The sequence below is a fragment of the Deltaproteobacteria bacterium genome (assembly GCA_029210625.1).
Lineage (GTDB): Bacteria > Myxococcota > Myxococcia > SLRQ01 > SLRQ01 > JARGFU01.
The window spans coordinates 1-13,682 of sequence record JARGFU010000039.1; the positions used below are offsets into that span (position 1 = coordinate 1).

Genomic DNA, 13,682 nt, shown 5'->3' on the forward strand with positions numbered 1-13,682 from the left:
CGGTGTGAGGCAGACGGTGTAGTCGTTGCCGGCGAGGCTCGCCGGCAGGGTCCCGGCGATGCTCCACACCTCACCGGTGGGCGTGATGTCCGAGCCGATGGGCGTGCCGCCGCAGGTCGTCCCGCTGCGCACCTCGACCTGCGCCACGTAGGCCGAGCTGCCCGAGAGGGTCACGTCCAGGCCCGTCACCGTGTCGGCGGTCCCCGAGGCCTGCAGGTGGAACCCATCGAGCGCCGTTATCCCTCCCCCGGGCGCGATCGTCGCGCTCCCTGGATTCGTGCCGTCGGAGAGCGTGGTCGAATCTCCCGCCGAGACCGTCACCGAGATGGTCTGGGTGGCGTAAGCCTTGGACGCACTGTTGTGGCCGATGGCGTTGAGGACGACGGTGAAGGCCCCCGGCGTCGCTCCGCCCGGCACGTTCACGATCGCGTCGACCCCCATCGTCGCGTACAGGCCGTCGTGGTCCGTCCCCTCCGTGCAGAGGGTGGAGACATTGTAGTTGTCGCAGGCCGCGCCACGGCCGTTGTTGCTCCAGGTGGTCAGGTCGTACATGGAGACCCGCCCGTCCGGGCTGTTGGGGAACTGGGTGGCCATGCTGTAGGGGGTGGACGACTGGTTCTTGGCCCCGTACCAGCCCGCGCCTCCGGCGGCGTCCCACACGCTGTTCCACGCCGAGATGGCGGGGCTGTTCGCGGTGCCGACGCCCACCGTCCAGCCCGTGGGGACCCCGAGCTCGAAGGCGATGAAGGTGTCCTGGGCCATGTTCTGGGCCCGAAAGTCGATCTCGAAGCTCCCGCCAGGGGCGACCGTGACCGAGGTGCCGAGGGTGCCATCGATGGCGGTGGTCAGCGTGACGCCCGTGCCTGCGGTGGTATGGCAGCTCGTACAGGACGTGTACTTGGTCGGCCAAGCCACAGCCTCTCGGGGAAGGAGAGAGAAGACGACCGCCAGCGCGCAAGCGGCGATCGTGAGCAGCGTGGGAGTGCGCTTGTTCATTTGGACCTCGAGTAAGGGCATCACTCTGTCTGAGAGTTGCTGTCCGCTGCCCCCGAGTGGACCCCATGGCAGGTGAGACAGGTCACCACGCCCCCGGCGCCGAGCAGCAGATCGTTCGAGCTGATCCCATCCGCTTCACCGGTACCCTGCACGCCTCCGTTGGCGTCCAGCGGCACGGCACGGTCGTATCCCTTCCCGTTGGCGTTCAGCACTACGCCCACGGGATGGCTACGATTCGTCGTGGTATGGGATCGGGTTAGATCGAATGGATAGTTGGGGTCCCCCGAGTCGGGGAATCGGTCAGTGTGGCACTCCCGACACAACTGACCTGCATCGTTATCGATCGCCATGAAATGCTTCCAGAGGTCCCCGTTCACCGTGCGCGAGGTGTGCGAGGCGGCCGTCTGGAGGTGCTGATTGTGACAGGTTGAACAGGAAACCTTCCCCTCCATGAGGCGAAGGGGTGAACCACCCTGAGGCAGCGGAACACTGCTGCTGACCTCGACGGTGAAGATGTCGCCGGCACAGAAGAACTGGCCGCAGGAGCCGACCGCGTCGGCGAAGGGCTCCGGCTTGCAGCTGAGCGTGATGCCCTCGTTGAGCACCACGTCGGTGCCGCAGAGCACGCTGGTCCCGGCACCCCCGGCCGAACCGACGCCCGTCCAGTCGAAGCGGGCGGCGGTGTCCGAGCCGGTCTGGCTGATGGTGACGGTGTAGGTCTTGACCCCACTTCCGCTGAAGGCGCCGCCCGACTCGATCTCGCCGGTGGAGCCGTTCGCGGTGCTGGTCTTCAGGACGTAGCCGGCGAGCCCGGTGTCCCAGCGGTGATGGAGGCCGGTCTTCGTGACCTGGTTCGCCTGGTCCGCCTCGTTGAAGGCCGCCAGGTGGGTCTGGGCGTCCTTGTGGCAGCTCAGGCAGGCGTGCTTGTTGCCGTCGACCGTGGTCAGGCTCATGCCCCGGCCCCGGTGGCCCTGGTGACAGTTGGCGCAGTTGATGCCCGTCGAGGCCTGGTTGTGCGGCGGATCCGAGGCGAGCGCCGGCCCGGCCCAGAGGAGGAGGGCGGCGAGGGGAGCCAGGATCTTCTGGAGGCGCAGGGTCATGGAGTTCAGCGGACGGGGGGAAGGCGAGGACGATCGAGCTCGGGGCTGCGGCTCCGCTCCGAGGTGTTGATCTGGTCCAGGGAGGCGTCGCGGATCTGGCGCACGCGCTCGGGCTCGACCAGCGGGCTGGTCTCGAAGCCATCGCCGGTGGGCCGGGGATCGCCGGGGAGAGTGCTGTTGCCGCGGACCTCGAGCTCGAGGGTGTCGGTCACACCCCAGTGCAGCCCGTCGTGGACCCAGAGCTCGAAGGCGTAGGCCCCCGGGGTCATGGGCACGAAGCGGCGCGCGCCGTTGAGGCCCGGTAGGAGCCGCAGCCAGGGGCCGCGGGTCTGCACCCAGACCGCCTGGAGGGCGTCTCCGTCGGCGTCGGTCGAGTAGCTCGCGGAGAGGACGATCTGCCGGCCGACGCGCGGGGTGCCCACGGCCACGCTGGCCCGGGCGCGCGGCAGGTGATCGTCGGCGGCGTCGACGGCGATGCTCACCTCGACCTTGTTCGAGACCAGGCTGCCGTCGCTGCAGCGCACCTCGAAGCGGTGCATCGCCGCGGTGATCGGCCGGAAGGTGGCCATCAGGCCGCCGGGGTCCCGCTGGAGGACGACCCGGGGGCCGCCGACCTGGTCGAAGGTGCAGCTGATCGGCTCGCCATCGAGGTCGGAGGAGCTCCGGGCGTCGAGGAGGACGGTGTCCAGGGTCATCGCCTCGGCCGGCGCCTCCACCACGGCCCGCGGGGCATGAGCGATGGGCGAGTCGACGAGCAGGCAGACCCCGTGGGGAACGGAGGTGAGGCCGCCACGCTCCACCAGGAGGTCCAGCTCGTAGTAGCCGGCCGCCGGCGCGACCAGGGTGACCGCGCGGCCCACCGCCGGGAGGGCCGGGATCCGGATGCCGGCCTGCTGCTCCCAGAGCGCCACGCCGCTGCCGAAGGGCTCGGCCTGCAGGTGGAGCGGGACGCCCACCTCGGCCTCGAAGCAGCCCGTCGCCGGGGCGCCGGCGATGGTCGCCCGGGCGAGCTGTCCGTCCTGCTCGAGGCTGACGACCTCGACGCGAGCGCTGTCGGTGTGCAGCCCATCGCTGACGGTGAGCTCGAAGGGGTGGCGGCCCGCGGACGTGAGGACGCCGTCGAAGTCGGGCGAGGCCGTCGCGCCGGTGAGGAGCTCGGTCCAGGTCGCGCCCACGGGATCGCCGTTGGCGTCGCGGGCCAGCGTGCCCGGCAGGTGGACGATCTCCTCGGAGGGCAGCGCGTGGACGGCGGGCCCCGGAGCGGCCAGGGGCCCCACGTCGTCGACGCGGATCCGCACGGTCGCGGGCGCCGAGTTCGCGTGGCCGTCGTTCACCTTCAGCTCGAAGAGGTAGTCACCCGCCGCCTTCAGGGGCAGCTCGATGCGCTCGCCCGCGCGCGCCTCGGAGAGGACGGTCTCGGGGCCGGAGCGCTGGGTCCAGCGGTAGGTGAGCGCGTCGCCGTTGGGATCCACCGAGAGGGAGCCGTCGAGGGTGATCACGTCGGGCGCCGAGCGGCGGTCGTTGCCGGCGAAGGCCACCGGCAGGTTGTCGGTCGGGTCGAGGGGATCGAGCCCGGCCGCCACCTCGTCGCCGTCGTTCATACCGTCGCGGTCGGTGTCCGGGTTGCGCGGATCGGTGCCGGCCTCGAGCTCCTCGAGGTTCAGCAGGCCGTCGCCGTCGGGATCGTAGGCGAAGTCCCGGGGCGAGTTCGGATCGAGCCCGTTGGCCAGCTCCCAGGCATCGGGCATGCCGTCGAAGTCGGCGTCGCCGGCGCGCTCGGGCACGCTCCAGCCGGGGAGGTGGAAGACCTCGATCGTGCCGGCCCCGTAGGACGAGACGAAGATCCGTTTCCAGGGATCGATGACCACCGAGTGCGGCCGGTAGAGGCCCCCCGCGTAGTCGCCGTGCTGGCCCACGCTGCCCAGATCCACGCCGGCCGGATCGAAGACCCGGAGCTCGCCCTGGAAGCTGTCGACGAAGAACTGGTTCTCGCCGTGGCCCGTGAGGTCGGAGACGGTGCTCAGCCGCCCCTCGACCGAGCCCATCCGGACGTGCGAGCGCTGGAAGGTGCCCTGGCTGGAGTAGATGCAGATCTGGTCCTGCTCGGCGGCGCCGCTCTGCGCGACGACGATCTCGCCGCTCGGCGACCGCCAGGCCACCGCCGGCCGGATCATCCCCACTCCGCCGCAGGCCGAGAAGGTGAGGCGCGCAGCCTCGCCCGGCTGCACCAGGCGCACCTGCTTGGCCTCGAGGGAGGTGATGAAGAGGCCGCCCGTGGCCGGATCCCGCTTGAGGTTGGTCACCCCCAGCCCGCCGAAGGTCGACTCGAAGGGCTCGAGGGGCCGGCCGAAGCGATCGTAGCGGCGCAGGCGAGCCTCACCACGCATCCCGATGACCAGCTCGTCCCCACCCGCCATCGTGATGGGGTCACCGTGCAGCACGCGCTCGACCTTCACCCGGCCCAGCGGGTTCAGGATCAGCAGGTTCCGCCGGCGCTGATCGACGATGACCAGGTCGTCGCCCAGCATCGCCATGCTGCGAGGCGTCGAGACGTCCCAGTCACCGTGCAGGCGGCCCGCGGGCATGGCCAGCGCGGAGAAGACCTCGATGAAGCGCGTCGTGGTCCCGCCGCCGGTGTCTCTCACGGCGAGCGTGACGAGGTAGCGCCCGGCCTTGGCCGGCGCGGTCCAGGTGACCTGCAGCGGGGTGGCGTCGGCGGTGCCGGAGAGGAGGCCGCCGCTGGCGGTCCAGGTGGCGGAGACCGCGTCGCCCTCGGGATCGGAGACCGTGGCGAGGATCGAGATGGTCTCGCCGGAGAGCACCCGCTGCCGGTCCAGGACCAGGCTGTCGATGCTCGGGGGCATGTTGGCGCCGAGCACGGCGTCGACGGTGGTGCTGCCGCTCGCCGTGAGGTTGCCGCCGAAGGGGCCGCCGTTGTCCCGCACGGTGCAGGTCAGGGTGTAGGTGCCCTCCGCCGACGGGGCGGTCCACACGATGCTGCCGCCGGTCGACGCGGGCAGGGTGACGTCCGCGCTCCCGTCGGGGAAGACGCCGGCGCTCGCGACCCAGCGGTAGGTCTCGATGATGCCGTCCACGTCGTGCGCGAGGCAGGTGAGCGTGGCCGCGCCGCCCGGATTCACCGCGGTCGGGCTCGCCGTGACGCTGTCGACGATGGGCGGATCATTGCCCAGCCCACCGGCGAAAACGGCCGCTGGCGCGGAAAGTGCGAGCCCCAGGATGATTGTCGTGAAAATCCGCACCTTTACCCACCCGCAGTTCCTGCGCGAGGATGCAGCCTTCCCTCCGCCCTCCTGAAGCTGGTCGCAGGGTCGCTGATGCTTGATATCGGGCTGTTCTGGGCGATCCAGAGGCCCTGGCTGGCTCGTCACTGCTCCCACCGGGCCTCTATAAGTAGCAAGGCTCGATCCGGGTTCACTTCTGAACGCCATCCAGGCCGGGATCGGCCGCGGCCGCGAGCTCCCGGCCGAGATCCTGGGTCATATGACCCGATCTTCCGGGCCCTCGGGCCAATGAACGGGGATTTGGCCCAGATCGAAGGAAACCCATCCGATTCAGGAGCGGATCCGCCGGGGCTTTCGCGCACCTTCCTGCCTCTCCCGGCGCCATCTGGGCAAAATTTGCGTTAGGGTCATTTCACGCTATTCGGCCTTGCGTGAACGCGTTCGATCTGGCAGGGCACCCCGCTCCAGGTGATCGGCCGGACTCCTTTTCCTGGAGCCTCGCCTGACATCCGGCAGATCGCTGCCTAGCGTGTTGCGCTCCTCAGTGACCCGGATGGCAGACCGAACAGGCCTCGGTGGCGCCTCCACCGCGCAGGTAGGGTCGCCGCGTCTCGTGAGGATCGTGACAGCTGGTGCAGGTGAGCATCCGGCCGGGACCGAGGGGGGGCGGCGTCTCGAGCTTCGCGGTCATCTGCGGCATCACCCGCACGTCGAGGGGGTGCTCGTGCTGGGCGTTCGGCTTCGCGGGATCCGGGAGGTGGCACCCCTCGCAGGTGGCGCGCACCGTGGCCTCCTTGAGCGAGCCGGTGCGCGAGTCGGCGTGGCAGCCGAGACAGAGGGGGTCGGTGGCGTCCCCCGGGGTGAGGGCGTGGGGGTCGGGCGCCTCGCCGCTTCCGATCACCGGTGGGGGCGGGGCCGGGACGACGTAGGCCGGGGGACGGCGCTCGGGCGTCCGGTCCCGCAGGAGGAGCACGCCGAGCAGTCCCACGAGGACCAGCACGCCCGCGCCGATGGCGAGCACTCGCAGCAGGCGGGCCCGACCCTCGCGCTCCCCGGCGTCAGCCATGGAGGCGATCCTCCACGTCGATGATGTGGAAGGTGCTCGCCGGCGCGAGGTGCGGCGTGACCCGGTACCAGAGCAGCAGCACCACGACCGCCGTCAGGGAGAGCGCGGCGAGGCGGCGCCCGGAGAGCCCCCGGTAGGCCCGCAGGTGCAGCACCGAGGCGGTGGTCAGCCAGGAGATGACCGCCAGCAGCTCGACCGGGTCGAGGGAGAAGGCGTGCCCGTGCAGGCGATGCCCGTAGTAGGCCCCCGCCAGGATCAGGAAGGACGAGAAGAGGAAGCCCACCTGCAGGGAGCGGGTGGTGAGGGCCTCGGCCGGCTTCCCGCCGGCGCGCAGGATCCAGATCGCGCCTCCGGCGCAGAGGGCGAAGGCCGCGGCGGTGAGCCAGGCGGCGATCACGTGGAGATCGAGCCAGAGGCTCTGCTCGGAGATCGTCAGGGGGAGCCGGCTGGTGGGGAAGAAGAGGCCGTGGAGCAAGAGCGCCCCGCCCACCAGCGCGGCGATGCTCGCCGGCACGATGCGCTCGGCCCTGCGCCCGATCCAGGCCGCGTGGAGGCAGACCACCGCCGCTGTCGCGAGGGAGGTCTCGAAGACGCCGAACTTCGGGAGGTGGCCGACCATCACCGTCCGGCTCACGGCCGCGGCGCAGGCCGAGAGGGCCGCCCCGAGCAGCAGCCAGAAGGCCGCCCGGGCATCGCGGCCGAGGGCGGCGACCGCGGCGCCGGCGATGACCAGGAGGGTGATCCAGGAGAAGACGAGCTCGATCATGGTGGAGGTCCGCAGGGGATCATACACCCACCCTGCCGGGGCGCCCCCTGCGCGCGTTGCCGTCGCGGGGAGGCCGGAGTAGTCGAAGGTCATGAAGGCACGGATCCTGATCCGGCTCGCGCTGATCCTCGGGATCGCCGGCCTCTTCCTGCTCTACGAGGTGCCCCTCACGAAGGAGGGCCCCTCGACCTCCGTCGGCGAGGCGCCCCGCCCTCCCCCGGACGACGATCGGCGGGCGACCTTCGTCTCGCCGGTCCTCGAGCTGCCCGCGGCCGGCGCCCCGGCCCTCCCCGAGGACGATCCCCGGCTCGCGAAGCTCGATCCCGAGCAGGCGGCGAAGCTGGCTCCCGTGCTCGACGCGATGGACAAGATCATCGCCCGCGCGCAGGCCAACGCCGCCGGGCGAGAGGGCGCGGCGATGGCGCCGCAAGGCGAGCCGGTGCCCGAGGAGACGCCCCCGGCCCCCTTCCCCACCGATCGTGAGGGCATCCAGGCCGCGATCCGGACCGCCCTCCCGGCGGTGAAGGAGTGCTACGAGGCCTGGCTCCTGGCCAACCCGGAGCTGGAGGGGAAGCTCACGGTCGCGTTCGAGATCCTCCCGGATCACGATGACCCCACCCTGGGAGTGATCGACTCGGCCAAGGTACAGGAGAGCGGCCTGGGGAACGCCTTCCTGGACGGCTGCGTGGTAGCCTCCCTCGGCGACCTCGTCTTCGAGGCGCCCGCCGACGGGAAGGTATCCGTCACCTACCCCTTCCGGTTCGAGCACAGGGAGAACCCATGAGCACCCCCAACCTCGCCATCTTCGCGGACTTCGAGAACGTCGCCATCGGCGTGCGAGACGCCAAGTACGACAAGTTCGACGTGAGCCTGGTGCTCGAGCGCCTCCTCGACAAGGGGAAGATCGTGGTGAAGAAGGCCTACGCCGACTGGGACCGCTACAAGGCGGACCGCCGGCCCCTGCACGAGGCGGCCTTCGAGCTCATCGAGATCCCCCACGTCTCCTACTCGGGGAAGAACTCGGCCGACATCCGGATGGTCGTGGACGCCCTGGACCTCTGCTACACGAAGGAGCACGTGCAGGTCTTCGTGATCGTCAGCGGGGACTCGGACTTCTCTCCCCTGGTGAGCAAGCTGCGGGAGAACGACAAGACGGTCATCGGGGTCGGGGTGAAGAACTCCTCCAGCGACCTGCTCATCGAGAACTGCGACGAGTTCATCTACTACGACGAGCTGGTCCAGAAGAAGGACGGCCGGGGACGCCGCAAGAAGAGCTCGGGCGGCGCCCGGAAGAGCAAGAAGGCCGCGGCCCGGACCGAGAAGCCGGCCGAGGGAGAGGGCGACCCCCAGGAGGCCTTCGCCCTGGTCATCGATCAGGTCGAGGCCCTGCTCGCCGAGCGCGATCAGCCGCCGCACGCCTCGATGGTGAAGCAGACCCTCAAGCGCAAGCGGCCGAACTTCAGCGAGGGCTACTACGGCTTCCGCACCTTCAACGACCTGGTCGAGGAGGCGGAGCGGCGGGGTCTGCTCGTCCTCACCAAGGACCAGAAGGGCGGCGGCTACGTCGTCGAGGGGCTGGGCGAGGAGGCCTGATTCCCCGTCTGGAGGCCTCCCTCCGGCCCGGGAACGCAGCTGCCCGGCGCGTCGTTGTATGACGCGCTGAGCCAGAGTATAGAGGGGCCCTCGCGGCGCCCTCCCCTCCACCGCTTCGGGCGCCGTGTCCCTTCTCTTCGACACGAGGACTCCCCCATGACGGCACGCATCATCTGGACGAAGATCGACGAGGCTCCGGCGCTCGCCACCTACTCCCTGCTCCCCATCGTGCAGGCCTACCTGAAGGGCACCGGCATCGAGGTCGAGACGAGCGACATCTCCCTCGCCGGCCGGATCATCGCCAACTTCCCCGAGAAGCTCTCCGACGATCAGAAGGTCGCCGATCACCTGACCGAGCTCGGCGAGCTCGCCAAGACGCCGGCGGCGAACATCATCAAGCTGCCGAACATCTCGGCCTCGATCCCCCAGCTCCAGGACGCCATCAAGGAGCTCCAGGAGAAGGGCTACGACATCCCGGACTATCCGGAGGAGCCCAAGACCGACGAGGAGAAGGCCCTGCAGAAGCGCTTCGCCGCCTGCCTCGGCTCGGCGGTGAACCCGGTGCTGCGTGAGGGCAACTCCGACCGCCGCGCCGCGACCAGCGTGAAGAAGTTCGCCCAGAAGCACCCGCACCGGATGATGAAGCCCTGGCCCGAGTCCGGCTCCAAGGCCCGCGTCGCCCACATGGACGACAAGGACTTCTACGCGTCCGAGAAGTCGATCACCATGAAGGCCGCCGGCGAGGTCCGCATCGAGTTCGTCGGCGACGGCGAGACCAAGGTCCTGAAGGAGAGCCTGAAGCTGCAGGAGGGCGAGGTTGTAGACAGCTCCGTGATGAACGTCGCCGCGCTGCGGAAGTTCTACGCCGAGCAGATCGAGGAGGCGAAGAAGGACGGCGTCCTGCTCTCGCTGCACCTCAAGGCGACCATGATGAAGATCTCCGATCCCATCATGTTCGGCCACGCCGTCTCGGTGTACTACGCCGCCGCCCTCGACAAGCACGCCGCCGCCCTCAAGGAGATCGGCGCCAACGTGAACAACGGCCTGCAGGACGTGCTCGACAAGCTCGACCGCCTGCCCGCCGACAAGAAGGCCGAGATCGAGGCGGACATCGCCGCGGTCTACGAGACCCAGCCGGCCCTGGCGATGGTCGACTCCCGCAAGGGCATCACCAACCTGCACGTCCCCAACAACATCATCGTCGACGCCTCCATGCCGAACGTCGTGCGTGACGGCGGCAAGATGTGGAACAACGACGACGAGCTGCAGGACTGCATCGCGATGGTCCCCGATCGCTGCTACGCGACGATGTACGCGGAGATCCTCGAGGACGCGAAGGCCAAGGGCCAGTTCGATCCCTCCACCATGGGCAGCGTCTCGAACGTCGGCCTGATGGCGCAGAAGGCCGAGGAGTACGGCTCCCACGACAAGACCTTCGAGGCGCCGGCCAGCGGCAAGATCAACGTCGTCGACGCCGCCAGCGGCGAGGTCCTCCTCGAGCAGGTCGTCGAGAAGGGCGACATCTTCCGCGCCTGCCAGGCCAAGGACGAGCCGATCCGCGACTGGGTCAAGCTCGCCGTCACCCGCGCCCGCGCCTCGGGCGAGCCGGCCATCTTCTGGCTCGACGCCAACCGCGGCCACGACGCCCAGATCATCGAGAAGGTGAAGAAGTACCTCCCCGAGCACGACACCGCCGGTCTCACGATCGAGATCATGGACCCGCGCGCAGCCATGAAGTTCTCCCTCGAGCGCGTCCGCAAGGGCGAGAACACCATCGCGGTCACCGGCAACGTCCTTCGTGACTACCTCACCGATCTCTTCCCGATCCTCGAGCTCGGCACCTCCGCCCGGATGCTCTCGATCGTCCCCCTCCTCCAGGGAGGCGGCCTCTTCGAGACCGGCGCCGGCGGCTCCGCTCCGAAGCACGTGCAGCAGTTCCTCAAGGAGGGGCACCTGCGCTGGGACTCCCTGGGCGAGTACTGCGCCCTCGTGCCCTCGCTGGAGCAGGCCGCCAAGTTCTCGGGCAACGAGACCGCGAACCTGATGGCGAAGACCCTCGACACCGCCATCGGCACCTACCTCGAGAACGCCCGCTACCCCTCGCGGAAGGTCAACGAGATCGACAACCGGGGCAGCACCTTCTTCCTCGCCCTCTACTGGGCGCAGGCGCTGGCGGCCCAGGACGAGGACCCCAAGCTCAAGGCCCGCTTCAAGGAGGTCGCCGAGGAGCTCGGCAAGCACGAGGAGGCGATCGCCCAGGAGATGATCGACTGCCAGGGTGAAGCCGTCGACGTCGGCGGCTACTACCTCTTCGACGACGCCAAGACCGAGAAGGCCATGCGGCCGAGCGAGACCTTCAACAAGGTCATCGACGCGCTCTAGACCCCTCTGGAGCGTGACACCCGGGCCCGCGCCGCCTCTCTTCAGGTGGTGCGGGCCTTCGTGTCTCCGGGACTTTTTACCCGGGTAGTATTGCCTTCAGTATTTTTACCCGGATATAAATCGTCCCATGAACATCGATTCGAAGCTCCACGTCGCCTTCGTCGGCGAGCACCTGCTCGCCCGCGGTCCCCTCTCCGAGGTCGCGATGGCCATGAAGGCCCGCCTGGAGGCGGGCGAGAAGGGCCGGATCGCCCTCTACGAGGACGAGAGCGGCCGGGTGCTGGACCTCGATCTGCGAGGCACCGACGAGGAGGCCCTGGCCCGGCTCCCCGGAGGCGCCGCCGCCCCTCCGAGCAAGCGGGGTCCGGGGCGGCCGAAGCTGGGCGTGACCTCCCGGGAGATCTCCCTGCTCCCCCGCCACTGGGAGTGGCTCGCCGGCCAGCGGGGGGGCGCCTCCGCGACCCTGCGGCGGCTGGTGGACGAGGCCCGCAAGGCGGAGGTCCCGGCCGAGACGCTCCTGCGCCGCGCCCTCGACGCGGCCCACGCCTTCCTCTCGGATCTCAGCGGCGATCGAGCGGGCTTCGAGGAGGTGCTGCGAGCCCTCTACGCGAAGGACGTGGCGCGGGTCGGGGACCTCGTCGCCGACTGGCCGCACGACATCCGCGAGCAGCTGGAGCGCTACCTGGAGCGCGCCTCCGCGGCGCTCGCCCGCCAGGGCTGAGAGCCTCCGGGATCCTCGACGCACCCGGTCTTGAAAGGCCCCGGGGGCCGTGAGAAGGGAAGCCCTTTCCGCTGCTCCCGCGGCCGGGGTCGGGGACCCTTCTTTGGGCCCGTCGGGAGCTCCATCTCGCCGGAGGAGCGCATGGCCTCGCAAGGTCTCGACCAAGACACCCTGGATATGCTGCTGGACACCCTGCAGCGCTTCTCCGACCGGCAGATGCCGCCGGAGAAGCTCCTCGAGCTCGACGCGAAGAACGAGTTCCCGAAGCCCCTCATCGAAGAGATGCTCGGCCCCGACATCGGCCTGCACCTCCTCTTCATTCCGGAGGAGCAGGAGGGCCTGGGCGGCGGCGCCTACGACGTCTACCGGGTCTCCGAGGCCATGGCCCGCACCGACCTCGGCATCGCCACCGCCTTCCTGGCGATCTTCCTCGGCACCGATCCGATCGTGGTCGGCGGCACCGAGGCCCAGAAGCAGAAGTGGATGAGCAAGATCGCCGAGGGGCGCATCGTCGCCTACGCGGTGACCGAGCCCCTCGCCGGCTCGGAGCTCTCCAACATCAAGACCCGCGCCGAGCGGGTGATGGAGGGCGATCGGATCACGGGCTACAAGCTCAACGGCGCCAAGCAGTTCATCACCAACGGCTCGGTGGCCTCGATCTACACCGTGCTCGCCATGGCCCCGGACGGCCCGACCTTCTTCGTGGTCGAGGGTGGCACCGAGGGCTTCGAGCCCGGCAAGCACGAGGACAAGCACGGCATCCGCTCCTCGGACACCTCGCCCATCTCCATCGAGGACGTCTTCGTCCCCGTCGAGAACCTCCTCGGTGACGTCGAGGGCAAGGGCCTGATCCACGCCCAGTCGGTCTTCGGCTTCACCCGCCTGATGGTCGCCGCCTTCGGCCTCGGTGGGGGCGACGCGGCGATGAAGCGCGCCATCCGCTACTCGCGGGAGCGGATCCAGGCCGGCTCCCCCCTGTGCGAGAAGCCCGGCTACACCCACAAGCTCATCGTGCCGCACGTCACCACGCTGGAGGCCTGCCGCGCCTACACCGTCGAGACCGCCCGGCGCCTCGACGCCGGCGAGCCCGAGCTCCAGACCGAGGGCGCCATCGCCAAGCTGCTCGCCACCGAGGCGGGCAACGCCGCCGCCGACGCCGCGGTGCAGGCCCACGGTGGCTACGGCTACATCCGCGAGTACCAGGTCGAGAAGATCCGCCGCGACGTGCGCATCACGACCATCTACGAGGGCACCAGCGAGATCATGGAGTGGACGATCTCCCGCGACCGCTGGCGGACCCACCTGCAGCAGAAGGGTGAGTTCTACCGGCAGATGGCCTCGAGGCTCGAGACCCTCCACCGGGAGGACGACGCCGTCGGCGCGAGCGTCGCCGCCCTCGCCCTGCGCGCCCTCCTCGAGACCGTCGAGCGCGCCCGGGCCGCGAGGCTCACCCGCCACCAGCACCACCTCTTCCGCCTCGGCGAGCTCATGGCCAAGGCCGAGGTGGCCGCGAACTTCTCCCTCTACGCCGCCGGCAAGGGCAGCGAGCGCTACGCGGCCTACTTCGCCCCCAAGGCGCTGAAGGCCATGGCCCGGGTCTACGCCCGGGAGACCGCCCTCACCATCGCCGAGGGCTCCATCCGGATGCTGCGCGGCGGCGACGCCGTGAGCCCGGTGGAGATGCCCCAGCTCGAGAGGGACCTGGGCCTGACCGCCATCAACTCGGCGATGGGCGGCCAGGTCGCCGACCTCGACGAGGTCGCCCGGGCCATCAACGAACAGGACGCGGAGGCCGAGTAGGCCCCGTTCGCGAGTA

10 protein-coding genes are annotated in these 13,682 nt (G+C 69.8%); 5 read left to right on the plus strand and 5 right to left on the minus strand.

Annotated elements, in window-relative coordinates; all coding sequences use genetic code 11:
* The 5 genes from P1V51_23230 to ccsA form a co-directional block, all read right to left on the minus strand.
* Positions 1 to 996 (minus strand): hypothetical protein (locus P1V51_23230; GenBank protein MDF1565967.1); only part of this gene is annotated, 996 nt, incomplete at its 3' end.
* Positions 997 to 1,016: 20 nt separating this feature from the next.
* Complete coding sequence (locus P1V51_23235; protein ID MDF1565968.1) at positions 1,017 to 2,096, minus strand: hypothetical protein; 1,080 nt, start codon at positions 2,094 to 2,096, stop codon at positions 1,017 to 1,019.
* 5 nt (positions 2,097 to 2,101) lie between these two features.
* Positions 2,102 to 5,236, minus strand: a complete 3,135-nt coding sequence (locus P1V51_23240) for a hypothetical protein (protein MDF1565969.1) — start codon at positions 5,234 to 5,236, stop codon at positions 2,102 to 2,104.
* A 643-nt stretch (positions 5,237 to 5,879) separates the two neighbouring features.
* Entirely contained in the window at positions 5,880 to 6,404 is a 525-nt protein-coding gene (locus P1V51_23245; GenBank protein ID MDF1565970.1) for a cytochrome c3 family protein, read from the minus strand.
* Positions 6,397 to 7,170 carry a cytochrome c biogenesis protein CcsA gene (gene ccsA / locus P1V51_23250; GenBank protein ID MDF1565971.1) on the minus strand — a complete coding sequence of 258 codons (774 nt, stop codon included), beginning with the start codon at positions 7,168 to 7,170 and terminating at the stop codon, positions 6,397 to 6,399. Before ccsA ends, P1V51_23245 begins: the two co-directional genes overlap by 8 nt.
* A gap of 91 nt (positions 7,171 to 7,261) precedes the next feature.
* Between ccsA and P1V51_23255 the strand changes: the two genes are divergently transcribed.
* The 5 genes from P1V51_23255 (at position 7,262) to P1V51_23275 (ending at position 13,666) form a co-directional block, all read left to right on the plus strand.
* The gene (locus tag P1V51_23255) at positions 7,262 to 7,954 is read left to right on the plus strand and encodes an AgmX/PglI C-terminal domain-containing protein (protein ID MDF1565972.1); all 693 of its coding nucleotides are present in this window, start codon (positions 7,262 to 7,264) and stop codon (positions 7,952 to 7,954) included.
* Complete coding sequence (locus tag P1V51_23260; GenBank protein ID MDF1565973.1) at positions 7,951 to 8,763, plus strand: NYN domain-containing protein; 813 nt, start codon at positions 7,951 to 7,953, stop codon at positions 8,761 to 8,763. The genes P1V51_23255 and P1V51_23260 overlap by 4 nt, the downstream gene beginning before the upstream one ends.
* 156 nt (positions 8,764 to 8,919) lie before the next feature.
* A complete protein-coding gene (locus P1V51_23265) occupies positions 8,920 to 11,145 on the plus strand; it encodes an NADP-dependent isocitrate dehydrogenase (protein MDF1565974.1) in 2,226 nt (741 codons plus the stop codon).
* A gap of 127 nt (positions 11,146 to 11,272) precedes the next feature.
* Entirely contained in the window at positions 11,273 to 11,866 is a 594-nt protein-coding gene (locus P1V51_23270) for a DUF2239 family protein (GenBank protein ID MDF1565975.1), read from the plus strand.
* A 141-nt stretch (positions 11,867 to 12,007) separates the two neighbouring features.
* Positions 12,008 to 13,666, plus strand: coding sequence for an acyl-CoA dehydrogenase family protein (locus P1V51_23275; GenBank protein MDF1565976.1), 1,659 nt, complete (start codon positions 12,008 to 12,010; stop codon positions 13,664 to 13,666).
* The last annotated feature ends 16 nt before the right edge of the window (positions 13,667 to 13,682 follow it).